Origin of the sequence: Brumimicrobium aurantiacum (genome assembly GCF_003402975.1) — a bacterium.
Taxonomy (GTDB): Bacteria; Bacteroidota; Bacteroidia; order Flavobacteriales_D; family Crocinitomicaceae; genus Brumimicrobium; species Brumimicrobium aurantiacum.
This window is the reverse complement of record NZ_QURB01000008.1, coordinates 121,279-144,699: the sequence shown is the minus strand read 5'-3', so window position 1 is coordinate 144,699 and position 23,421 is coordinate 121,279. Positions and strand designations below refer to the sequence as shown.

Below are 23,421 nucleotides of genomic sequence, written 5' to 3'. Positions count from 1 at the left end.
AAACACTAAAAAATATTAATTTCGCATCTTTTATATTAAATTATGGAAACTGTGCGAATATTCATTTGTATCTCTCTTTTCTCGTTGATTCAGCTTTTTGTTCATAGTCAAACCCCAATTCCAAACAATGGTGTTAAGGAATCGGAACCTTCAGCGCTTGTACTACGAAACGCTACAATTATTGTGAGTCCTGAAAAAACAATCAACAATGCTTCTATTGCGATTAAAGATGGTAAAATCACAGCCGTTGGAAAATTAATTCGATTTCCTGAAGGGGCTGTAATTGTTGATATGGATGGTAAAACAATCGTTCCTTCATTTATTGAAAGTTACACAAATGTCGGTCTACCAAACGTAAAAAGAAAAGAATGGAGTCCTCGACCTCAAATTGAAAGCAGTAAAGACGGGGCGTTTTATTGGAATGAAGCCATACACCCTGAGGTAGATGCAGCAAGACACTTTAAAGTGGACCCAAAAGCATCAAAAAAACTACAGGAAATGGGTTTCAATATTGCTGTTACACATATTAACGATGGTATTGCACGAGGAAACGGAGCCATTGTTGCTCTTGGAGAAGTTCCAGAGGAAAAAGCCATCATCAAAACAAAAGGTGCAGCTTTTTTCTCTTTGCAAAAAGGAGTTTCAAGACAAACCTATCCGTCTTCTCAAATGGGGGCAATTGCTTTATTAAGACAAGCCATTTATGATGCGCAATACTATGCAGTAAATAAAAAAGAGCTTCAAGAAAATTTATCATTAAATGCTTTAAGTGAACAATTAAATCACCCAATAATCTTTGTGGTTGAAGATAAATTAGAGGTTTTACGTGCCAATAAAATCGCACAAGAATTTGATTTGGATTTCGTTATTATTGGAGCAGGAAACGAATTTGAGCAAATTAACGACTTTAAAGAATGGGAGCAACCACTTGTTTTACCAATTGACTTCCCAGAAGCTTATGATGTAGGAGACCCATACATTTCTCAACAAATTCCACTAAGCGACCTAAAAGAATGGGAATTAGCTCCTTCAAATCCTTATGTTCTTCAGTCCAACAAAGTAGATATAGCCCTAACTTCAAAAGGACATCAAGACGCCAAAACATTTTGGAAGCATTTTCATAATGCATTAGAACGTGGATTATCAAGAGAAGATGCCATTGCTGCCCTGACTACAACCCCGGCAAAAATCTTCGGAATTAGTGAACAGGCAGGAACTTTAGAAAAAGGAAAGATTGCTAGTTTCTCCGTTTTTGATGCCGATCCATTTGTAATGAAAAACACAACCTTGCTAGAATCATGGTCAATGGGAGTAAAACACCATACCAAAGAGGTGGCTGATATTGACATTCGTGGGAAATACAGATTTAGCCTTCCAGAAACATCTTACATCATTGACATCAAAGGAAGTGCTGAGAAGCCAACTGGTACAGCCATGAGTTTCTTCAAATCGGTTGATCCTGAAACAAAATTATCCACTATAGACACTCTAAAATCAAAGGTAAATATTACTGTAGATTATAGAGATGCTGTTTTCTATTTTGATGTTAAAGACAATTACAATGAAGGCGTTGTAACGCTACACGGTAATTATAGTCAGAAAATCAATGCTTTTCTAGGTCAAGGTCAATTACCAGACGGAGAATGGGTTAAATGGTCAGGGATACAATTATCAAGCTTAGAGAATGACAAGGATGAAATTTCAAAAAACACAATAAGTGTTGACACCAGTGAAGTGGGTGACATTTGGTTCCCGAACATGGCATATGGATTCGACACTATTCCTGAGGAGGAGATTTATGTTTTAAGAAACGCAACCCTCTGGACGAACGAAAAAGAAGGAATTATTGAGAAAGGAACCATCATTTTAAAAGATGGAAAAATTGATTTTATAGGAACAGGAAACTTTAGCATTCCTTCACGTGCAATTGAAATTGATTGTAGCGGAATGCATGTCACTTCTGGAATTATTGACGAACATTCGCACATTGCAATTTCAAAAGGCGTTAATGAAAGTGGACAAGCTGTTTCTGCAGAGGTGAGCATAGCCGATGTTGTGCGTAATGATGACATCAACATCTACAGACAGTTAGCTGGTGGAGTAACAGTTTCACACCTACTGCATGGTTCTGCCAACCCAATTGGAGGACAATCAGCGATCATTAAATTAAAATGGGGATATTCTCCTCAGGAAATGTTGGTAAAAGATATGCCAAAATTCATCAAGTTTGCTTTAGGAGAAAATGTAAAACAAAGTAATTGGGGAGATTATCAAACGATTCGTTTTCCGCAAACAAGAATGGGAGTTGAACAAGTCTTCTACGATGCTTTTTTACGTGCAGAAACTTACAAGAAAAAATGGAAGAAGTACAATGAATTGTCTCCACGACAAAAAGAGAAGGGTAACATTTCTGCACCTGCTATAGATTTAGAATTAGAATCTATTTGGGAGGTTAAAAATAGCGAACGCTTCATCAGTTGCCACAGTTACGTCCAAAGTGAAATCAATATGCTAATGAATGTTGCAGATTCGATGGGCTTTACTGTTAATACATTTACCCATATTTTAGAAGGATACAAAGTGGCAGACAAGATGGCCAAACATGGTGCTGGAGGAAGTACTTTTTCAGATTGGTGGGCTTACAAATACGAAGTAAAAGATGCAATTCCTTTTAATGCGAACATTATGCAAGAACAAGGTGTATTGGTTGCCATTAATTCTGATGACGCTGAAATGGGGCGCCGCTTGAATCAAGAAGCTGCAAAATCGATAAAATACGGTGGAATGAGCGAGGAAGATGCTTGGAAAATGATTACTTTAAATCCCGCAAAAATGCTACATCTTGATGATAGAATGGGAAGTTTGAAAGAAGGTAAAGATGCAGATGTTGTGATATGGACGGACAATCCTTTGAGCATAAACGCACAAGTAAGTAAAACCTTCATTGATGGAGAACTCCTTTATGATGCATGGAAAAGTGTTGATGAATATTACAGAATTCAAGAAGAAAAAGCCCGCATCATTAGCAAGATGTTGACATCAAATAAAAAAGGAGAGCCGAAGAAAACTTTCGTTAAAAAGAAGGAAAGACACTGGCATTGCGACACTATTGGAGAATCAAAACACTAGAAAACTAGAAATATGAATACACAGAAATTAATTATATCGTTCTTTCTTTTTGTATGTTTTGGATTTTCTGGGACTGCACAAAAAACCATCTTATTTTCTAAAGCTACCGTACATATAGGAAATGGAAAAGTGATCAATCAAGGATTGGTTGGAGTTAAAGGAGATGAAATTATACTCGTTGAAAATGCACTAACGCACAATATAGACAAAGCAGTTTGGGATACTATAATCGACCTTAAAGGTTTAGATATTTATCCTGGCTTTATTGCACCAAATTCAAAATTAGGTCTAACAGAAATTGATGCGGTAAGGGCTACACGTGATTTCAAAGAAGTGGGAACTTTTAATCCTCATGTTCGTTCCTTAATCGCTTACAATGCGGAATCAGATGTCATTGGAACAGTTAAAACAAATGGTGTGTTTTACACCCAAGCAACGCCAGAAGGCGGTGTTATTTCGGGATCATCATCAATTATGAGTTTAAATGCATGGAATTGGGAAGATGCTGTTTTAAAAACCGATGATGGAATCCACCTCAATTGGCCAAACCCTATAAGCGGAGGAGGTTGGTCTGGGAAATCCAAATCACTTAATGAAAATTACAGTACAAAATTAAAAGAGATACGCTCATTTTTTGAGGCTGCTCACGCCTACAGTAAGTCAACCGATATTTTTGACCAACGATTTGAGGCAATGCGTGAACTATTCACAGGAGAAAAACGACTTTACATTCACGGAAATCAGATGCGTGCGATTTTAGATATCATCGATTTTCAAAGAGAGTTGAACATCAACTATCCTGTAATTGTTGGTGGTTATGATGCCCACAAAGTTACAAGTGAGTTAGTCACAGCCAATGTTCCAGTCATTATAAAAGGTGGACATACACTACCTTCAAATGAAGATGATCCGATTGATTTACCCTATCGACTTCCCTATTTACTGAACGAAGCAGGTGTTTTATTTTGCATTCAAAATTCAGGTAGAATGGAAACAATGAACACAAGAAACCTCCCTTTCTTAGCAGGAACTGCAATGGCCTATGGATTAAATCAAGGAGAAGCACTTTCTGCCATCACTCTGAATACTGCAAAAATCTTAGGAATAGGAGAAATTGTTGGGAGTATTGAAGTTGGTAAGAAAGCCACTTTGTTTGTCAATAATGGAAATGCATTAGATATGCGTACCAATAATATAATTACGGGAATGATTAATGGTGAATTTATAGATTTAACTAACATTCAAACCGATTTATACGACAAGTATCAAGAGAAGTATAAAAAAGATCAACAAAATTAAGACATAAAAAAAGCTTGTCGATGACAAGCTTTCTTAAATCATTAAGTGAGCCAATTCTCACTTTTGAAAAAAGGCAAAGTCATTATTTCTCTGACTTCATCAATCCTCCTTTAACATCTGAGTGAACTTCTTTTGCTGCTTCTTTAGTTTCCTCAACACCATCATTTACTGATGATTTTACATCTTCAGAAGTCTCTTCTATATTTTCTTTAACATCTTCAGAAGTTTCCTCAATGTTTTCCTTAACATCCTCTGAAGTTTCTTCTAAGCTCTTTTTAGCTTCTTCAGTAGACTCTTCTATATTTTGTTTTGCTTCTTCTGTTTCAACATTAATCTTGTCTCCTGCAGCTTCACCAGCTTCATTCATTTCTTCTTTCACATCATCCATTTCATCACCTACAGAATCATTGTTTTCACAAGATGTAAATGCAACTGATACAGCGAATGCACTGGCGTAAATAAATAATTTTTTCATGTAATTTGTTTTAGTTATTCATTAATAATAGTTATGTCAAATATATAATAATTTGACAAGGGGTTAAAACAAGTCTTTTAATTATTTGTAGACTCTTCTATATTCTCTTTAGTTTCTTCTGCTTTTTCTTCGATTTTATCTCCAGCAGCTTCACCAGCTTCATTCATTTCTTCTTTCACATCATTCATCTCATCTCCTACTGAATCATTGTCTTCACAAGATGCAAAAGCAAATGACATCGCAAGCGCGCTAGCATAAATAATTACCTTTTTCATATAATTAATTTTTAGTTAATAACATTTGAATAGTTGTAAATATAAAAATAATTATATAGGTAAATATGGAGGTTTTTATAAAAACGGTTAAAATCAAGGAATTTGTGTAATTATACCTAAACATATCAACTATCATAAAAAAGACAAGGAGGAAATCATCAATTGTTTCGCACTTTTTAACTTAAGACTCCACAATATCATTTAGAAAACGCTTAATTGTAAAGTTAGCTTTGTACCTTTGTAACAATCAAAATAAAAGGAATGAACATTCAAGAAATACGATCTCAATTTCCAATTTTGTCTGAAAAAATTCATGGGAAACCATTGGTTTACTTCGACAATGGGGCGACTACTCAAAAACCGAGTTCTGTAATTCAGCGTATTAATGATTATTACGCCAAAGAAAATGCAAACATTCACAGAGGAGTTCACACATTAAGTCAAGAAGCAACTTCTGCTTACGAAAATGCGAGAACAACAATACAGCAATATCTAGGCGCAAAGGAAAGTCATGAAATATTATTCACAAAGGGAACAACAGACAGTATAAACCTAGTTGCTTTCTCTTTTGGAGAATTGCTTACAGCAGAGGATGAAATCATAATTTCTGCGATGGAACATCATTCAAATATTGTTCCTTGGCAAATGCTTTGTGAACGCAAAGGATGTAAACTTCGCATCATTCCAATGAATGAAAATGGAGAGTTAGCTCTAGACCAGTTCGAGACAATTCTTTCAGCAAAGACAAAACTTGTTGCTGTTACTCACATTTCGAATGCATTAGGCACAGTTAACGATGTAAAACACATCATTGACAAAGCACATAAAGTAGGTGCAAAAGTATTAATTGATGGCGCTCAGAGTATTCAACACATCCAGGTTAATGTTCAAGAATTAGATTGTGATTTCTATGCTTTTTCTGGCCACAAATTATTCGGCCCAACAGGTATTGGCGTACTTTATGGAAAAGAAGAAATCCTAAACAGCATGCCGCCGTATCAAGGAGGTGGAGACATGATAAAAGAAGTCACACTGGAAAAAACGACATATAACGAACTTCCACATAAATTTGAAGCAGGAACACCTAATATTGCAGGAGGAATCGGACTCGGTGCAGCTTTCGAATTCCTGAACTCACTAGACATGGAAGCAGTACTTCAACACGAACAAGAGTTATTGGATTATGCCACCGAAGCATTATCGAAAATTGAAGGAATACAGTTTTATGGACGAGCCAAAAACAAAACGAGTGTAATTTCATTTTTAATTGAGGGTACACATCCTTATGATGTGGGTACGCTACTTGACAAAATGGGGATTGCTGTAAGGACAGGACATCATTGTACACAGCCCATCATGGATCAATTTTGTATTCCAGGAACCATTCGTGCATCATTCGCGTTTTACAATACCAAAGAGGAAATTGATATCTTTATCAAGGCTTTGGAGAGGATCATTCCAATGTTAAAAGATTAATTAAGATTGATTTAAAAATTTTAGAAATGAGTATAAAAGCTAAAGAACAAGAGATAATTGATGAATTTGCCATCTACGATGATTGGATGGACAAGTATGAATACATCATTGAACTAGGTAAAGATCTTCCTTTAATTCAAGATGATTTAAAAACTGAAGATAGATTAATTAAAGGTTGTCAATCACGTGTATGGCTAAATGCAGAAACAGAAGACAACAAAATGAACTTCACTGCTGATTCTGATGCTATTATCACTAAAGGAATCATTGCTTTATTGATTCGTGTAGTCAATGATGAAACACCTGCAGATGTAGCAAAATCTGACTTTGCATTCATTAAAGAAATTGGTTTACAGGAGCACTTATCACCTACCCGTTCAAACGGATTAGTGAGTATGGTTAAGGAAATGAAGTTGAACGCTTTGAAAGCCGTAAAATAAGTTATCCAATGCTCAATAGCGTAATCAAAAAAATTATAGGCATCACAATATTATCCTTTGTATTTACCAGTTGTGATGACCCAGAATTAGATGCATTAATGACTGACTATTGTGAGTGCATTAGTGCATCTCGCTATCAAACAGACAAGCATATTGAATGCATTGAAATCATGGATACTATTCAAGAGAAGTATAAAGACCAGCCTCGTAGACTGTTAGAAGTTATTGAGAAAACAGATGACTGTTACTAGTTATTGATTCCTTTCAAGAAATTTTCAAGATTACCATTTTTAGCAACTTTTTCATCTCCTAAAATCAAGATTGAATTTGGTCGGTTTCGGTCTAACCACATGTTAAAACTAGAGTTCGTTGCAGCTAAAGTTCCATTAATATCAACCTTATGAACTGAGGTATTTCTTTCACTTAGTTCAGATTGAATATCATCATCGTCTTTGGTAAAATTATGGTTCTCGTGAAACAAAACTACACCTTCAACGAGCTCACTTAAATCATCTTTCTTTTTGGTTGTATGAACCACTTGGATACGCTTATCCTCAGCCCATTCTGCAATGGCTTTTCCAAACTTATTGTTCTCGATAACGTATATGGTTTCTACTTTCATTCTTTTTACGATTAATTAACCAATTAGCGGTCTGTAAAATCAGGCACAAAAATAATGACTTCTTATTAATTTCAAACAATAAATTAAGAATAAAATTCACTGATTTATTCGAAGTATATTTATTTGGATGATTTTAGGTTCTACAAACAGTTTAAATTGACGTTTACTATAACTCCTTCTCTTATTTATCGTTAACAAATTTATACCCAACTCCTTTAACGGTCTGAATATAATGAGATCCAATCTTTTCTCTCAACTTTCTAACATGTACATCGATGGTTCGATCACCAACAACGATATCAACTCCCCAAACAGTGGACAATATTACATCTCTTTCAAATACTTTTCCAGGCTTGGAGGCCAATAAATCTAACAATTCGAATTCTTTTCTTGGAAGGTGAACATTTTCTCCTTTAAGGGTTACAGTGTATTTTTCACGATCCACATTCAAGATACTTGTCTCATCATCAGAAGCTCTAAAACTTCCTTTATTCCTTCTAAACAAAGCATTAATTCTACTAATAAGGACTTTAGGTTTTAAAGGTTTTGAAATATAATCATCCGCTCCAGCGTCTAATCCCGCAACTTGACTATAATCTTCATTTCTGGCAGTTAAAAAACAGATCAACTTATCGTCATATTGTGCGTTATTTCGGATGACTTCACAAACTTCAATTCCATCCATCACCGGCATCATTACATCCAATAAAATAAGATCAATTTTATCTTTGTTTTCAGCCAAAACCTCAAGGCCTTCCTTTCCATCTCCAGCGAGAAAACAAGAAAAACCTTCTTTGGATAAATTATAGTCTAATAATTCACGGATCTCCTCCTCATCATCTAAAATCAATATACCTTTCATTGATAGTTTTATTGGTTAGACAAATATAAAAATTCTCCGCAATTTAATATAACCTTAAAATTAAGTAGTAGATGTTTTTCAAAAATAGTAATTAGCATTTTTTACAATTTAAAGGAGTTTTACACGATTCTTACTCCTTTTAAAATGGTATATTTAATCACAACCAAAATTAATTTTATGAAAAAACTATTATTTATTACGGGTATTTTATTAATGTCGACATTCTCTTTTGCACAAACTTATCAGCACGCAATTGGTTTAAAAGGACTAAGCCCTCACAATCCGTTTAGTGGTGGTGGTATTAATTTTAAAACCTTTATTGGAGGAAGTAACGCTTTAGACATAACGCTTGGTGGTGGTAATAATCACCTTACAGGACAATTACTTTATGAATGGCAAAGACCTACAGGCTGGACTGATGGCTTTGACTGGTACCTAGGTGTAGGTGGAACCCTTGGTGCATGGAACAACGGTAACCATTGGCATGATCATGATTATGATGATGGATTTTTCTTAAATGCAGATGCAGTAATTGGGTTAGACTTCAATATTCTTCCCAATACGAATATACCGCTAGGCTTTGCTGTGGAAGCAGGACCAAGCATTGGAATCATAAACAGTAGGTCATTTGGTTTAAGTTCTGCCGTTGCTGTTAGATACATAATCAAGTAATTAGAATCAGAAAATAAAAAAGCCCAACTTGAAAAATTAAGTTGGGCTTTTTAATACATCAATTTTTTGTTATTGTTTTTGACTCGAAATTTCAGACTCGCTTGACATCGTCATTGGTATTTCTAATCCTTCAGGCATTTGAGGATTTCCTTTGACATACGCTACGCCCTCCATTTCTTGAATGATTTTTGCCTCTTTAATCCAACCTGATTTTGGGTCAACTTTATATTCCGCTGAAGCAGTCCCATTCATATCATATTTAATTTCTAAACCACCAATTAAAGCATATTCATCCTTATTAATCGTTGTTATATTGGATTCACTTATAATCAAGGCATAATCTTCATTTAACTTTGTTAGCTTTAAATCAGCTTCAGATTTTGCCTTCATTCCAGATGAAAGAATCGTTTCAACCATCCATTTATCCCCTAATTCAACAGGATTTTCAGGATAAATTGCTGTTACAGATTCTAAATTTCCTGTAAAAGCTTTCTCTCCATATGTTTTATTTAATTCGGCCTTAATTTGTTTCTTTTGTGCTCCAGACAGTCCCTGAACCTCATCAACCATCACATCCCAAATCCCATTCATTTCGTTTGCGTCTAATACTCGACCAAATTTGCTAAGTGTGATTTCAAAAGAAAAATCAGTCATTTTCTTAAGTAAATCAGAAAAAATATCATCTGATCCAGGGTTTTCAGAATCAAACTCCATCGTTCCTTGAGGACTGTTCATTTGCATCAACAGATCTACAAACCTTACATCCATCACATATCCTTTTCGTTTAACTTTTTTGACAAGAAAGGAAGTGGTACCAATTAAAGATATTGTTGTATGCAATTCCTGACCTTCAATATGTTGAAGAACTTTGGTTGTTGAGTTAGAATGTTGTAGGTATTCCTTTCCTTTTTCTAGATTCAAATACAATCCTTGTGCATAATTCGAGGAAATAAACAAAAGAGTAAATACAATTGTGTAGAGTGTTTTCATAATAATAAAGAATTAAATAATAGATTAGATTGTAGCTTATAGCAATATAGCTTATGCTTTGAATCTAATCAAGAATTTCAAAAATACTATTAAAATCAAACAACTGACATTTTACAATCCTTAATTTACGCTTCAAACAATCCATTTGGGTATGGATCAAAAAAAACCTCATCAAAAAGATTTTTCCAAGTGGAGTATTCAATTCGATGAGGTTTTAAAACAGTATTTTTAAAGCTTACTCAATGTAGCTCAATCTCAACATATTTGATTTCCCTTTAGACTCAATCGGCATTGATGCAACATTAATAACCAATTCTCCTTTGCTCAAGAAACCTTTATCTTTCAAAATGTATTTTATATCTGCAATTGTATGATCTGTACTTACCATTTTATCATAGTAAATTGCGCGAACACCCCAAACCAGATTCAATTGTGTTAAAATTTCTCTGTTACTTGTAAAAACAAAAATTTGCGATTTTGGTCGTTGTGATGCAATTTTATAAGCTGTATATCCAGAGAAAGTCATGGTAACAATTGCTTTAGCATCAACCCTATTCCCAAGTCTTGTTGCATTAAAACAAATTGAATCTGAAATAAAACGTTCTTGGTTTTTCTCAGGAACTTCTTCTTTGTAGTAAATCATGTCTGATTCTTCAATCTTACGAACAATTTTATCCATTGCTTGAATAACTGTAATCGGATGCTTACCGACAGAAGTTTCTCCAGACAACATAACTGCATCTGTTCCATCTAGTACAGCGTTTGCAACATCATTCACCTCAGCACGAGTTGGCGTATAATCTTCAATCATACTCTCCATCATTTGCGTTGCAACAATAATTGGTTTTGCGTGCAAGTAACATTTTTTAATCAGCATTTTTTGAACCAATGGCACATCTTCCATAGGAATCTCAACACCTAAATCACCTCTAGCAACCATGATAGCATCCGTTTCCTTGATGATTCCATCAATATCTTTAATGGCCTCTGGCTTCTCTATCTTAGCAACAATCTTCGCTTTATTTCTGTTCTTACTAATGATGTGTTTCAATTCAATGATATCTCTTGTAGAACGTACAAACGACAATCCTATCCAATCCACATCATGCTCCATTGCAAACTGTAAATCATTGGTATCTTTCTCAGTTAATGAAGGTAATGAAATCACAGTATTTGGAAGGTTCACTCCTTTGTTTGAAGATAGGATTCCACCGTGTGTTACAACAGCTTGAATTACTTTTCCATCTGTAGAAACAACTTTTAGTTCAAGCTTTCCATCATCCAATCGAATGTGCTCACCTGGTTTGATATCTGCAGCCAACTGAGTATAATTGATCGAAAAGCGAGCACTTGTTCCCACAACATCTTCATCTGTTACGATTTCAACATTTTCACCTGGAACGAGCTCCACTCCATTGTTTTCCATTTCACGGGTACGAATCTTTGGACCTTGTAAATCGGCAAGAATCGCAATATTCAACCCTGTTTCTTCATTTAACTCTCGAATATTTTGAATAACCTCTTCATGATTCTCATATGAACCATGAGAAAAATTGATTCTCGCAACATTCATTCCTGCTTCCATCATTCCTTTCAATACTTGCTTTGATGATGAAGCTGGTCCTATCGTAGCTACAATTTTAGTTCTTTTCATGTCTTTCTATATTTTCTAATGTTTCTTACATCCATATTAAAATATGAACTTATTTGCAGATTTCAATTCATAAGGATCAAAGTCAAAAGCTGTTAGAATACAAGGTATTTGCTTTAATTGAGAGAGAAGATTTTTTAAATCAACACTTCCAGCTTCTCTAATCACTAAAAAAAAATCAATTTGAGACTTCTCCGGAACTAAATATTTACCTTGACTTTTATTTTGAATAAAGTAATAGCTTATATTATCATTCTCATCTTCCCATTCATACAAAGAATGTGAAGAGTTTATAGTCCCTTTTTTTCCTGAAACCATGAAGGGCTCTATTGATTTTCGAAGTTTTAAATCAATTTTTTCATTAATCGCCCAGCAGACCCTATAATCTCCTTGATGACTACATAAACCTATTAAATCAAAATTAAAATCTTCGTCTAAACTTAAGGTATATTTCGCCATAAACTCATTAATCTACAAGAAGTCAAAATTACAAAATTTTGATGGATTGAGCGTATTAAATATTTATTAATTCGCCCTCTCCACTTGATACCAAAGCAATGGTGCTCCTTGCTGGTTTGGCACGAGTAATGGATGAGTCAATTTCAATTTTCCAAGTAAGGATGTACGTAAATCAGCTTGAATTAATAAAGAGTGATTGGCGTACCCAAAAAAGAAGATGCTATATTTGGTTAAAGGTTTTAAACCCTCAATTTTCATTCTGTTGGGACGCCACGATATTTCTGTTGGCGTAACATAGCCCTCAGGAAGTGTATTACATTTATTTTCTAATGATGGATCATTCGACGCTGAAGCGGTTTGCACATTAAAGGTTCGATTGTAAACATAACCTTCGACTTTGCTCTTCTCATCACCAATGATATATTGATGTTCTACAAGGTACTTATCAGAGCCTTTAAACTTAGCCCTTTCTCTACCTAACAGCTCCTTATCATTAATCAGAGAAATAAAACGATCACTATTAAAGTAATCTTTAGTTTCAATAATAACAGGCCAACTCTCGCTTTCATCCCTTGATTTCGGCAAAGGATCAACCTCATCAGATTTCATAAAAGCAGCCCAAATATAATGTCCAATACTCCCTGTAAAAGGATAGCGCATTACATCTATTTTATGTCCTTGATAGTCTGAACACATGTGGGTTCCATCTCCATGATCAGACTCTCCGAAGAGAACGGGTTTGCCATAAACTTCCTTCAATCGATTAATTGTTGCAGCAATAGAATTTTCATTTTGAAACTTATTATTTGAACTTTTCTTAGAGTGAATTGTTTTTTCGGGACTTCGAGAATAAAACGAGATTGAAATCACATCTATATCTTCTAAAAACCAAGTACTATCAACAAATTCAGGTTGCTCCTTTGTATAATGAGAGTAAATTGCACTTTTCCCAGATGGATTCCTTCCTACAGCAGCAAGTAAATGATTATTGTAATTTAAACTATCTTTGATATAACTTGAAATCTGCTTATGATATTCATACACTGCTTTTCTAGCCTTATCTCCTGTTTCCGAGATTTCATCATAAGGCCGATCATCAGCATAAGGGTTTTCATCTATGTGCCAAGGTTCACACAAAAGCTCAACCATAGAAATACTTGTTGAATAACCCCATCTTGCCATGATATACCTTGTTTTCTGCTTCAAATAACGCATTCCCAACTCTTCTAAAAACATATCCGAAGGCGTATCACTATTCAATATAATAGAATACCCTGATGGAGAACTTGGATCTTTATAAGGCCAAATATTTTCATCATACCAGTGATTTGCAAAATCATATCTAAACTGATGATAATCTCCTAACTTCATAAAGTAGGTATGATACATTAAATTCAATTGAATTAAGGCATTGTTCTCTTCACAAAAAGCGACGATATTATCCATTTCCCAAGCAAAATTTTGACGCCCTTGATAATAACCGACTTCTTCAAATTCTATATCGTTGGCACTAGGATGAAACAACATTCTAAAATACTCTCCACCTTTTCCAACATAGTCTTTTACCAAAGTTTCATACTCTTCCCATGCAGCAATATCAAGTGTTGAGGTTTTATCTAAGTCATACATTAAATTATTTTCGTTACTCGGAAAAGGAAGGTTTACCCCGGTTGGAATAATTGTGCGTCCATCTCTTTCTAAATATTGAGTACGCTCATTTAAAGACACAAAACCTTTATACTTCGAATCAAAAACATTGAATGATTTTCTTTTAGAAATATACACCTGCTCTCCTTGTAATTTAACAAAAACCTTAACACTCCATTCTCCAATGTGTTCAGGAGCAAAACGAATTCTAAACTGGTAATCTGTTTGAAGATAATTCCATCGGTTAGCGTTTTCATTTCTTTCCATTTCGTGGTACCAAAAACCCACAGATTCCGATTTTTCACCACTTTCCTTATGCATAAAAATCGCTTTAACATCTATGTCCCAACTCACAAATGGATTTAATCCACCACGCTGATTTGGCCTACCCGCCATGTAACGTCTAATCATTTGTAAAACTGAATCAGGTAATTCTACCCCTAATTCCAAACGAGAGTTTTGCGCAACCTTTGATTGATCTTGATTCATGAATTTAAAATCAATCGTTTTCAATTGATTGTCTTGACCAATCACTAAGGCGGTTAGAAAAAGAGAAAAGAATAAAAGGAAATATACTTTCATAAGTGAGTTTTTATAAAATAAAAGAATACAGAAAAGTTATCTCTAGAATAATCTAAAAATCACAGGTCTACTTGGTGATGCATCATTTTCGAATGGAGCCACTTGAAGGTTTAACAAATAGGTTCCATCTTCAACTTCATTAGGAACAAAAATCATTTCTGTAATTGTTCGATCGAATCGTGGATTTTCAGGAACTTGCCAAAAACCATGGTGAAATGCCAATTCACCACCATCTGACTCCTTATCTACACTCGGCAAGTCCAACAACAGATGCTTTATCTTTTTCTGATTGAACAACTCCAAACAATCTACATCTAAGTAAGGAGGATTGGTAGAGGAATAATTTTTTGACTTTTTGTCAGGCGTATTTGGCAATGTTCTAAGAATTACGGCCTCAACACTATCATATTCCTTCAGTTTTTCTAATTGAGCTAAAGTTACAACAGCATCTTCACCTTTATGAACAGGTGAAACGCTAATCACCACTGCCTTAAAGAAATATTGATTAAGATGCTTATTTATAGAATAAATTTCCGGCGTGATGTGACCTAAACACTCTGTATGTGTTCCGTGGCCATGCGGATTAAAAAAGATATTACGGAAATTTACAGCTCCACCTTGTTTAACTTCGCCAATCCACTCGTCTTCCATTACAGGTTCAAAACGCGGTGGTTTAACATACCATGCCAAGGGATTATCCGCATCATTTGATAAAGGAATAGATAAATCTATCCCTTTATTTAAATCAATCTTTTCCCCTTTTTCTGTTGTTACAATCATGGTATCCTTTGACTAAAACGTAATTTTCACTTGTTTTTAAACTCTATGGTAATGACCTCACCAATTGTTGATAACGACTTGTATAAGTTTCCTCACCCGTACAACCTTGTTGATTGGCTTGCTCATAGAAATATTCAATTCTATTGGCAGGACTTGGATGTGTACTTAACCATTCTGGAGTTGAAGCTCCACCTTCTGCTTCTATTTTCTCAAAGAATTTCGCTCCACCAGCAGCAGCATAATCTGTTGGACACAAGTAAGTAACTGAAGCTTTATCAGCCTCCGTTTCATGAGTTCTTGAAAATTTCAATCCTACAATACTAGAAGTCAAATCTTTAATCAAGGCTCTATCACCAGCAATGATATTCAACAAAACATCTACTCCATAAAGTTTTGTCATCTGACGTGTTGAATGACGTAAATCTGCATGACCAATTTCGTGAGCTAAAACACCAGCCAATTGTTCTTCAGAATCTAAATACTTAATTAAGCCTGTGTAAACATAAATATAACCACCAGGTGTACAGAATGCATTTTTGGTATTATCATCTTTAATGATACGTAATCTCCAAACAAAATCATCCTTATGAGTTACATTTCCAGAATTTAAAATCGTATTTCTGATGTCATATAAATACTTATAAGGTGTTGGATTTTGTGCACTGTCTAAAACAGGATACTCTTGTGGATTATTATCAATTTCAGCAGCTACCTCTTTTCCTAATTCTTTATCATTTTCTATGGTAAATAAATTAATATTCTGTACTCCACCATTAAAAAGGTTACATCCAGATAAAAGGAACATTGAACAGATTAAAACACTAAATACTTTTTTCATTTTTAATTGTTTTTTAAGGATAAAAATAAATACAAATCATTTGCGAAACGAACCCGAGTAAATAGCCAGTAGCCACTTCTCGAATAGAATGCGCTTTTAATATTAATCGAGCGGTTAAAACTAAACCACCCAAAAGTAAAATACCAATTAAAATAATAATTGGTGTTCGTTCTAAAGGTAAAGAAAACATATAAAGAAATCCAAACAAGGATCCCATCCCCATTCCATGTAAACTTATTTTAGATTTTTTCGTGATAAAATAAGAGGCAAAAGCTCCTACTGCACCTCCCAACACCATCGCCTTAATTATTGATGGAATAAGTGCATGTGCAGGCTGAAAAATTAAAAACAGATACAAAACCAAGCAATAAAAAGTCATGATTGCAATGGGAGTCAATCGCTCTTCCTTACTTGCCATTTGCAAGGAATTAATGGATTTATTGAGTTTTAGCACAATTAACGATAAGCCTGGTGCCATCACAATAAAAACGAGAAACAACAATAAGAATAACATCTTTATTGATGAATCTAACATATACAAGGAGGCCGAAGCTTCAAAAGACCCTGATTGAATTGGCAAATTTAAAGCAATGAGCAAACCATAGATTGGTGTAAACAATGGTAAGAAAATCCACGAAAGTAATTTTGCAAAATACTTCATCAAAGTTCTTTTCTTAAACGGGCAACAGGAATATTGAGTTGTTCCCTATATTTCGCCACTGTTCTTCTAGCAATATTATATCCTTTCCCTTTCAACAAGCTTGCTAATTTCTCATCTGTTAAAGGTTTTCTTTTAGACTCTTCTTCTACAGCCTCCAAGAGAATTTGTTTTACCTCTCTTGTAGAAACCTCTTCACCTGAATCTGTTGAAAGCGACTCTGAGAAAAAATGCTTTAATGAAAAGGTTCCGTATTGTGTTTGAACATATTTTGAATTCGCAACACGAGAAATAGTTGAGATATCCAAATCGACAATCTCTGCAATATCTTTCAAAATCATAGGACGTAGCTTTGTATCATCACCAGTAAGGAAATAATCTTTCTGATAATTCATAATGGCAGTCATCGTCGAAAACAAAGTATTTTGTCTTTGTTGAATGGCATCAATGAACCATTTTGCAGCGTCTAATTTACTCTTCACAAAAGTTAATGCCTCTTTGTCAGACTTCTTTAACTTTGCGCCTTCAGAGTAATTTTTCAGCATATTTTTATAACCTCGATTAATTTTTAAATCTGGTGCATTTCTGCCGTTTAGTGTTAAACTCAACTTTCCATCCTCCTCAATCACCTGAAAATCGGGAACTACCTGTTGCAATGATTTTGAAGCACTTTTTAAAGAACCACCTGGCTTAGGATTCAATCGGATAATTTCATGAACAGCATCTTTTAAATCCTCCTCCGAAATCTCCATTTTGGCGATAATCTTTTTGTAATGCTTTTTGGTAAATTCTTCAAAATAATCTTCTAAGATTTTTAAAGCTGTATATCTTGTAATGTCTCCATCTTGCCTTCTTTCCATTTGAAGAATGAGACATTCTTGTAAATCTCTTGCTCCAACTCCTGGAGGATCAAGCTCCTGAACATAATTCAGGACATTTTCGAGTTCCTTCTCAGTAGTCATAATATTTTGAGAAAATGCCAAATCATCGACGATAGATTCCAAATCACGTTCTAAATAACCTGCATCATCCAAACTACCGATAAGATACGTTGCAATTAACACCTCTTCTTCTGTAAGACGTTGCATATTAAGCTGACTCAACATTCGCTCTTGGAAAGTCTTCCCAGAAGAAAGCGGCATCGATTTATCTTCGTCGTCCTTTCCTTTATTTACAACATTTGTTTTATAAGCAGGCTCATCATCAGTAAGATACTCATCGATATCAAAATCACGTTCGTCTTCTCCAGCTTCCTCTTTGTATTCCTCTTGTTCGAACTCGTCCTCCACTTCTTCCTTTCCTTCTTCAAGTGCAGGATTCACTTCCAACTCTTGCTTAATACGTTGATCCAACTCCATTGTTGGCACCTGCAACAATTTCATCAATTGAATTTGTTGCGGTGAAAGCTTCTGTTCTAACTTTTGAGAAAACGACTGTTTAAGTGCCATAATTAATTTTTTCTAGGCTTAAGATAAAAATAATTATCCTAATTCAACCTACTTATCATTAAAATTCAGCGTTACCTGGTGTTCTTGGAAATGGAATTACGTCACGAATATTTGTCATTCCAGTAGCGAACATCACCATTCTTTCAAACCCTAACCCGAATCCAGCATGAGGAACAGTTCCAAATCTACGCGTATCCAAATACCAATACAATTCATCTTCGTGAATATCGAAGTCTGCACATTTCTTTTTCAGTACGTCCAAACGTTCCTCACGTTGTGAACCTCCAACGATTTCACCAATTCCAGGGAATAAAACATCCATTGCCGCAACGGTTTTATCATCATCATTCTGACGCATGTAAAACGCTTTAATTGTTGCAGGGTAATCTGTAATAATCACAGGGCACTTGAATTCTTTTTCTACTAAATAACGCTCGTGCTCAGAGTGCAAATCTACTCCCCATTCTACATCAAACTTGAATTTCTTCTTTTTGAATGGCTTAGAATTTCTAAGAATTTGAATTGCTTCAGTATATGTGATACGTTTAAATTCATTGTTGGCAACAAATTCTAAACGTTCAATTAAAGTTAATGGATTTCTGTCCTTCTCTGGTTTCGATTTTTGTTCTTGAGCATCACGGTCATTTAAGAATTTAACATCGTCTACATAATTCTCTAAAACATAGTTCGACAAATACTTCAAGAATTCTTCCGTCAAGTCCATGTTGTCTTTCAAGTCATTAAAAGCAACCTCTGGTTCAATCATCCAAAATTCGGCCAAGTGACGAGATGTGTTAGAGTTTTCAGCTCTAAATGTTGGTCCAAATGTATAAACCTGACCCAAAGCCAAAGCTCCAAGTTCTGCTTCCAACTGACCAGAAACAGTTAAGTTTACAGGCTTGTCGAAAAAGTCCTGACTAAAATCAACTTTTCCATCTTCTGTTTTAGGAACATTATTTAAATCGAAGTTTGTTACGCGGAACATTTCTCCTGCACCTTCTGCATCAGAAGAAGTTAAAATTGGGGTATGTAAGTTATAAAATCCTTTATCATTAAAGAATTTGTGAATCGCGAATGTTAATCCGTGACGAATTCTAAACACCGCCCCGAATGTATTCGTTCTGAAACGCAAGTGCGCTTGCTCACGTAAAAATTCTAATTTGTGCTTTTTAGGTTGCATTACCGTCTTTTGAACATCATCTGGATTTGCTTCTCCAAGAATCTCTACTTCTTCAACAGAAACTTCTACTGCTTGACCTTTACCTTGAGAGGCCACTAAAGTTCCACGAACTTCAACAGCAGCAGCAGTACTAATCTTTTTTAAGATGGCTTCATCAAAATTTTCATATTCAATTACTGCTTGGATATTATTGATTGTTGAACCATCATTAATTTGGATAAAACGATTGCTTCGAAAAGCCCTTACCCAACCTTTAACAATAACCTTTTCGCCTACTTCAGACGACTCCAATAACGCTTTAATTTTTGTATGTTTCATTGATATAATTTTGACTTCTGCAAAAATAGAAAATTACATGAAGATTCGCAGGAGTTTTGTAAAGGTTATTAAGAAGAATGATACTAAGCCATTATTAAATCCCTTAGCGATATTTATAAGTCTTCTAAAGTACAACATTGTGTTGTGACTGTGTCACTTATTTTTACACAGAGGAAGAAGAATCTTTTCACAGAGATGCACATAGGTGTAGCATAGATAAAAAATTGTTGAGGAGTTTTAAGAGCGAACACTCTTTATTCATAATTCACCAACATATTATCTAACACTTCCTCCCTTCCCCACCCAACTTAATACAAACTTAACATCCAAAAAACCAGCCTTTTCATTATATTCGTTAGCAATTCTTAAATTGAGAACAAAAAAAATATACAATATATGAATGAAACAAAGCGCACAAAAGCACAAGAAGCAACCCAAGCCATAGAACGTATTTATATTGCAATGCGTCATTTATTTAACCGCGGTTTCTATAAACCAATGGGAATTTCAGGAACCACTTTAAGAGAAGGACTTTTAGCTTTGCAACCAGAAATATATGGCTCTATTGGTGAAGACAAAGTTGAGTTGAGCGGACTTCTATATGTGCTGGATCGACTACCACACGGCATTGAAGAATGTCCAATTATCAATTTAACGGGAGATGAAGGTTATCAATTATCAAACATTCAACCCATTGTACCTCCCAAAAGAAGAAGAAACTGTTACCGAATTGATAAAGACCAAATGAATGTTGAAATTACCCGTGGTCGATCGGATATTTATGATATTCTTACCCATCTTACTTTCTTATTTATTGAATCACATAAAATTGCAAACCGTGCAGTAATCAATGATACCGGATCATTGACCAGCGAATGGTTAAAATTTGAAAAGGTGATACTACAAGAAGAAATTTCTAATGATGAATTGGAAGTTGCCATGTTCCATTGTGCAAATATTTTGGGAAGAACATTCCAAGAAGTTCTCGCAATACATAAAGCCCTAGCGACGAAGGAGAAGCCTAACCGCTTATTAAAAGTTATATATTGGCTTGGAAAATTAGCGATTGAAGAAGTATTAGAAATCAACAAACGCATCATTTTATTTAGTCCGGTTTTACGCGAAAGAACAGGCCATCACATGCATGGTGAACGCTGGGCAAATCGGATCAAAAAAGAACTTGAGGATCAAGATATTATTGACCGACCAATTCACATTATCAGTGCGAATATGCACAGTGTGATGAATTATTTATTCAGTAAACAAACCATTACGAATCAAAAGGAGAAACTCAATAAAATTGAAGTATTTGAACGTTTAAGTCAGCCACAAAATAGGGAGGACAGGAACCAAATTAGTGAACTAGCGGCTCAACAAGGAATGACCTACCTCAAAGATGTTTCTGGAACAAATATAGATGTTCAAATTTTTGACTTATCGAAAATGGACTTGAGTAAAAGCTACCTTTCCGACCTTGCTGAATCAAGTAACGACGTAATCATTGTGATGGATTACGCTTTTGGAGAACAAGCCTTTGAGACCATGGATGAGTTATTGAAACCCTATAAAAAAGGAAAAAACGGAACAGTTAAACTCGATGTTGATTCAGTTTCAATTATGGGAAAAGCTGGGATCTTAAAAGGAAACAAAGGAGATATAATGATTCCACAAGCCCATATTTTTGAAGGCACAACGGACAACTATCCATTTGAGAATGAATTGACTTTAGCTGATTTTGAAAAGGAAGAAATCGAAGCAAGTGATGGTCATATGATCACTGTTCTGGGAACGTCATTACAGAATAAAGAAATGTTGACTTATTTTAAAAAGTCAACTTGGAATGTGGTAGGCCTTGAGATGGAAGGGGCACATTATCAAAAAGCAATTCAAGCCGCTTCTTTAATTAGAAAAAGTGTGAGTCCTGATCTAAAAGTAAGGTATGCGTATTATGCATCAGACAATCCATTGGAAACGGGAAGTACTTTAGCCTCTGGTGGACTTGGGTTAACAGGGGTAAAACCAACCTACTTAATTACAGAGAAATTTTTAAATCAGATTATTCAAAAGAAGTAATTCAATCAAAAAATAGGTTAATACAATGCACTTAAAGACAAGTCTAAAGAAAATTCAACAATCAATTGACAAAGTTTTTGGTGATAACTTGACAATTAACATTAACTAACAGTTAGTTAAAAGTTTAAAAACCTATACGTTTTGATATTAACTTTTAATTTGCTTACTTTTGTAAACGATTTTAAGAAAACATTTAGAAAAATAAAATAAATGAGCGAAGCAAAAGAACAATTGAAATACAAGGTGAAAGATATTAGCCTTGCAGATTGGGGAAGGAAAGAAATTAGACTTGCTGAATCTGATATGCCAGGTTTAATGTCATTACGTGAAGAATTTGGTGCGCAAAAGCCACTTAAAGGAGCACGAATCGCAGGATGTTTGCACATGACTATTCAAACTGCAGTTTTAATCGAAACATTAGTTGAATTAGGTGCAGATGTTACTTGGTCATCTTGTAACATTTTCTCTACTCAAGACCATGCAGCAGCAGCAATCGCAGCAGCTGGAATTCCAGTTTTTGCTTGGAAAGGTATGAATGAGGAAGAATTTGACTGGTGTATTGAACAAACATTACACGCATTTGAAGATGGAAAACCATTAAACATGATTTTGGATGATGGAGGTGACTTAACGAACATGGTTTTTGACCGTTTTCCTGAGTTAACTAAAGACATCAAAGGACTTTCTGAAGAAACAACTACAGGAGTTCACCGTTTATACGAAAGAATGAAAAACGGAACATTGGTAATGCCAGCAATCAACGTTAATGATTCTGTTACTAAATCTAAATTTGACAACAAATACGGATGTAAAGAATCTCTAGTAGATGCTATCCGACGTGCTACAGATACAATGATGGCTGGAAAAGTTGCTGTTGTTTGTGGTTACGGAGATGTTGGTAAAGGTTCTGCTGCTTCATTAAGAGGAGCTGGAGCTCGTGTTATCGTTACTGAAATTGACCCAATTTGTGCTTTACAAGCTGCAATGGACGGTTTTGAAGTAAGAAAATTGGATAATGTTGTTGGTAACGTTGATATCGTTGTAACAACTACAGGAAACAAAGACATCGTTGTTGATCGTCACTTCAAAAAAATGAAGGACAAAACAATCGTTTGTAACATTGGACACTTCGACAACGAAATCGATGTGGCTTGGTTGAACGCAAACGCAACAACTAAAGATGAAATTAAACCACAGGTTGATCTTTATGACTTAGACGGAAAAGACATCATTCTTTTAGCTGAAGGTCGCTTAGTAAACTTAGGTTGTGCAACTGGTCACCCTTCATTTGTAATGTCTAACTCTTTTGCAAACCAAACATTGGCGCAAATGGAGCTTTGGAACAATTCTCATAAATACGAAAATGAAGTTTACATGTTGCCGAAACACCTTGATGAGAAAGTTGCTGAGTTACACCTTTCTAAAGTTGGTGCTGAGTTAGAAGAACTTTCTAAAGAGCAAGCTGATTATATCGGAGTAGATGTAAAAGGTCCATATAAACCAGAACATTACCGTTATTAATATACTTAGTGCATTTATTTTAAGTG

Annotated in this window: 21 protein-coding genes; 8 read left to right on the top strand and 13 right to left on the bottom strand. The window is 35.0% G+C overall.

Translation table 11 applies throughout. The features are described 5' to 3' along the window. Positions 1–42 precede the first annotated feature (42 nt). Both DXU93_RS12575 and DXU93_RS12570 read left to right on the top strand, forming a co-directional pair. Complete coding sequence (locus DXU93_RS12575) at positions 43–3,129, top strand: amidohydrolase family protein (RefSeq protein WP_116881651.1); 3,087 nt, start codon at positions 43–45, stop codon at positions 3,127–3,129. A gap of 12 nt (positions 3,130–3,141) precedes the next feature. Further along, positions 3,142–4,428 (top strand): amidohydrolase family protein, encoded by a 1,287-nt coding sequence (locus tag DXU93_RS12570; protein ID WP_116881650.1) that lies wholly within the window; start codon positions 3,142–3,144, stop codon positions 4,426–4,428. A gap of 82 nt (positions 4,429–4,510) precedes the next feature. On the opposite strand, the gene DXU93_RS12565 is transcribed toward DXU93_RS12570, so the two are convergent. Next, positions 4,511–4,903: a hypothetical protein gene (locus tag DXU93_RS12565; RefSeq protein ID WP_116881649.1), complete on the bottom strand. Its 393-nt coding sequence runs from the start codon at positions 4,901–4,903 to the stop codon at positions 4,511–4,513. 77 nt (positions 4,904–4,980) lie between these two features. After that, positions 4,981–5,178, bottom strand: coding sequence for a hypothetical protein (locus tag DXU93_RS12560; RefSeq protein WP_116881648.1), 198 nt, complete (start codon positions 5,176–5,178; stop codon positions 4,981–4,983). Between the two features lie 261 nt (positions 5,179–5,439). On the opposite strand from DXU93_RS12560, the gene DXU93_RS12555 reads away from it, so the two are divergent. From DXU93_RS12555 to DXU93_RS12545, 3 genes are read left to right on the top strand one after another with little or no spacing between them, the layout of a single operon-like run. Then, on the top strand, positions 5,440–6,654 hold the full coding sequence (locus DXU93_RS12555; RefSeq protein ID WP_116881647.1) for an aminotransferase class V-fold PLP-dependent enzyme: 1,215 nt from the start codon (positions 5,440–5,442) through the stop codon (positions 6,652–6,654). A 26-nt stretch (positions 6,655–6,680) separates the two neighbouring features. Then, on the top strand, positions 6,681–7,094 hold the full coding sequence (locus DXU93_RS12550; protein ID WP_116881646.1) for a SufE family protein: 414 nt from the start codon (positions 6,681–6,683) through the stop codon (positions 7,092–7,094). Between the two features lie 8 nt (positions 7,095–7,102). Beyond that, on the top strand, positions 7,103–7,345 hold the full coding sequence (locus DXU93_RS12545; protein WP_116881645.1) for a hypothetical protein: 243 nt from the start codon (positions 7,103–7,105) through the stop codon (positions 7,343–7,345). Here the strand turns inward: DXU93_RS12545 and DXU93_RS12540 are convergent. Together DXU93_RS12540 and DXU93_RS12535 are read right to left on the bottom strand one after the other, a co-directional pair. Next, positions 7,342–7,716 carry a hypothetical protein gene (locus DXU93_RS12540; RefSeq protein ID WP_116881644.1) on the bottom strand — a complete coding sequence of 125 codons (375 nt, stop codon included), beginning with the start codon at positions 7,714–7,716 and terminating at the stop codon, positions 7,342–7,344. The genes DXU93_RS12545 and DXU93_RS12540 overlap by 4 nt on opposite strands. Positions 7,717–7,897: 181 nt before the next feature. Beyond that, positions 7,898–8,578, bottom strand: coding sequence for a response regulator transcription factor (locus DXU93_RS12535; protein ID WP_116881643.1), 681 nt, complete (start codon positions 8,576–8,578; stop codon positions 7,898–7,900). Positions 8,579–8,755: 177 nt separating this feature from the next. Here DXU93_RS12535 and DXU93_RS12530 point away from each other — a divergent pair, with 177 nt between their 5' ends. Then, on the top strand, positions 8,756–9,250 hold the full coding sequence (locus DXU93_RS12530) for a hypothetical protein (protein WP_123776133.1): 495 nt from the start codon (positions 8,756–8,758) through the stop codon (positions 9,248–9,250). A gap of 69 nt (positions 9,251–9,319) precedes the next feature. Here the strand turns inward: DXU93_RS12530 and DXU93_RS12525 are convergent, their stop codons facing one another. The 9 genes from DXU93_RS12525 to asnS form a co-directional block, all read right to left on the bottom strand. After that, positions 9,320–10,240: a DUF6263 family protein gene (locus DXU93_RS12525; protein WP_116881641.1), complete on the bottom strand. Its 921-nt coding sequence runs from the start codon at positions 10,238–10,240 to the stop codon at positions 9,320–9,322. Positions 10,241–10,475: 235 nt separating this feature from the next. After that, the gene (gene pyk, locus DXU93_RS12520; protein WP_116881640.1) at positions 10,476–11,894 is read right to left on the bottom strand and encodes a pyruvate kinase; all 1,419 of its coding nucleotides are present in this window, start codon (positions 11,892–11,894) and stop codon (positions 10,476–10,478) included. 36 nt (positions 11,895–11,930) lie between these two features. Continuing rightward, positions 11,931–12,350, bottom strand: a complete 420-nt coding sequence (locus DXU93_RS12515) for an IPExxxVDY family protein (protein WP_116881639.1) — start codon at positions 12,348–12,350, stop codon at positions 11,931–11,933. Positions 12,351–12,416: 66 nt separating this feature from the next. Further along, complete coding sequence (locus tag DXU93_RS12510; protein ID WP_116881638.1) at positions 12,417–14,579, bottom strand: DUF5060 domain-containing protein; 2,163 nt, start codon at positions 14,577–14,579, stop codon at positions 12,417–12,419. A 42-nt stretch (positions 14,580–14,621) separates the two neighbouring features. Further along, positions 14,622–15,359 (bottom strand): cyclase family protein, encoded by a 738-nt coding sequence (locus DXU93_RS12505; RefSeq protein WP_116881637.1) that lies wholly within the window; start codon positions 15,357–15,359, stop codon positions 14,622–14,624. 43 nt (positions 15,360–15,402) lie between these two features. Beyond that, positions 15,403–16,197 carry a M48 family metalloprotease gene (locus DXU93_RS12500; RefSeq protein WP_116881636.1) on the bottom strand — a complete coding sequence of 265 codons (795 nt, stop codon included), beginning with the start codon at positions 16,195–16,197 and terminating at the stop codon, positions 15,403–15,405. 13 nt (positions 16,198–16,210) lie between these two features. Then, complete coding sequence (locus tag DXU93_RS12495) at positions 16,211–16,858, bottom strand: hypothetical protein (RefSeq protein WP_116881635.1); 648 nt, start codon at positions 16,856–16,858, stop codon at positions 16,211–16,213. After that, complete coding sequence (gene rpoN / locus DXU93_RS12490; protein ID WP_116881634.1) at positions 16,858–18,303, bottom strand: RNA polymerase factor sigma-54; 1,446 nt, start codon at positions 18,301–18,303, stop codon at positions 16,858–16,860. The genes DXU93_RS12495 and rpoN overlap by 1 nt, the downstream gene beginning before the upstream one ends. Positions 18,304–18,361: 58 nt before the next feature. Then, positions 18,362–19,801 (bottom strand): asparagine--tRNA ligase, encoded by a 1,440-nt coding sequence (asnS, locus tag DXU93_RS12485; protein WP_116881633.1) that lies wholly within the window; start codon positions 19,799–19,801, stop codon positions 18,362–18,364. A 396-nt stretch (positions 19,802–20,197) separates the two neighbouring features. Here asnS and DXU93_RS12480 point away from each other — a divergent pair, with 396 nt between their 5' ends. Further along, on the top strand, positions 20,198–21,874 hold the full coding sequence (locus DXU93_RS12480; RefSeq protein WP_116881632.1) for a DUF6909 family protein: 1,677 nt from the start codon (positions 20,198–20,200) through the stop codon (positions 21,872–21,874). A gap of 210 nt (positions 21,875–22,084) precedes the next feature. Next, a complete protein-coding gene (ahcY, locus tag DXU93_RS12475; RefSeq protein WP_116881631.1) occupies positions 22,085–23,395 on the top strand; it encodes an adenosylhomocysteinase in 1,311 nt (436 codons plus the stop codon). Positions 23,396–23,421: the final 26 nt, after the last annotated feature.

What these genes read in the sequence shown, in the direction of transcription:
- DXU93_RS12560 (WP_116881648.1), bottom strand. Translation starts at nt 5,178, where the DNA reads ATGAAAAAGGTAATTATTTATGCTAGCGCGCTTGCGATGTCATTTGCT.
- DXU93_RS12510 (WP_116881638.1), bottom strand. Translation starts at nt 14,579, where the DNA reads ATGAAAGTATATTTCCTTTTATTCTTTTCTCTTTTTCTAACCGCCTTA.
- DXU93_RS12480 (WP_116881632.1), top strand. Translation starts at nt 20,198, where the DNA reads ATGAATGAAACAAAGCGCACAAAAGCACAAGAAGCAACCCAAGCCATA.
- DXU93_RS12565 (WP_116881649.1), bottom strand. Translation starts at nt 4,903, where the DNA reads ATGAAAAAATTATTTATTTACGCCAGTGCATTCGCTGTATCAGTTGCA.
- DXU93_RS12495 (WP_116881635.1), bottom strand. Translation starts at nt 16,858, where the DNA reads ATGAAGTATTTTGCAAAATTACTTTCGTGGATTTTCTTACCATTGTTT.
- DXU93_RS12525 (WP_116881641.1), bottom strand. Translation starts at nt 10,240, where the DNA reads ATGAAAACACTCTACACAATTGTATTTACTCTTTTGTTTATTTCCTCG.
- DXU93_RS12500 (WP_116881636.1), bottom strand. Translation starts at nt 16,197, where the DNA reads ATGAAAAAAGTATTTAGTGTTTTAATCTGTTCAATGTTCCTTTTATCT.
- pyk (WP_116881640.1), bottom strand. Translation starts at nt 11,894, where the DNA reads ATGAAAAGAACTAAAATTGTAGCTACGATAGGACCAGCTTCATCATCA.
- DXU93_RS12505 (WP_116881637.1), bottom strand. Translation starts at nt 15,359, where the DNA reads ATGATTGTAACAACAGAAAAAGGGGAAAAGATTGATTTAAATAAAGGG.
- rpoN (WP_116881634.1), bottom strand. Translation starts at nt 18,303, where the DNA reads ATGGCACTTAAACAGTCGTTTTCTCAAAAGTTAGAACAGAAGCTTTCA.
- DXU93_RS12550 (WP_116881646.1), top strand. Translation starts at nt 6,681, where the DNA reads ATGAGTATAAAAGCTAAAGAACAAGAGATAATTGATGAATTTGCCATC.
- DXU93_RS12570 (WP_116881650.1), top strand. Translation starts at nt 3,142, where the DNA reads ATGAATACACAGAAATTAATTATATCGTTCTTTCTTTTTGTATGTTTT.
- DXU93_RS12535 (WP_116881643.1), bottom strand. Translation starts at nt 8,578, where the DNA reads ATGAAAGGTATATTGATTTTAGATGATGAGGAGGAGATCCGTGAATTA.
- DXU93_RS12530 (WP_123776133.1), top strand. Translation starts at nt 8,756, where the DNA reads ATGAAAAAACTATTATTTATTACGGGTATTTTATTAATGTCGACATTC.
- ahcY (WP_116881631.1), top strand. Translation starts at nt 22,085, where the DNA reads ATGAGCGAAGCAAAAGAACAATTGAAATACAAGGTGAAAGATATTAGC.
- DXU93_RS12515 (WP_116881639.1), bottom strand. Translation starts at nt 12,350, where the DNA reads ATGGCGAAATATACCTTAAGTTTAGACGAAGATTTTAATTTTGATTTA.
- DXU93_RS12555 (WP_116881647.1), top strand. Translation starts at nt 5,440, where the DNA reads ATGAACATTCAAGAAATACGATCTCAATTTCCAATTTTGTCTGAAAAA.
- asnS (WP_116881633.1), bottom strand. Translation starts at nt 19,801, where the DNA reads ATGAAACATACAAAAATTAAAGCGTTATTGGAGTCGTCTGAAGTAGGC.
- DXU93_RS12575 (WP_116881651.1), top strand. Translation starts at nt 43, where the DNA reads ATGGAAACTGTGCGAATATTCATTTGTATCTCTCTTTTCTCGTTGATT.
- DXU93_RS12545 (WP_116881645.1), top strand. Translation starts at nt 7,103, where the DNA reads ATGCTCAATAGCGTAATCAAAAAAATTATAGGCATCACAATATTATCC.
- DXU93_RS12540 (WP_116881644.1), bottom strand. Translation starts at nt 7,716, where the DNA reads ATGAAAGTAGAAACCATATACGTTATCGAGAACAATAAGTTTGGAAAA.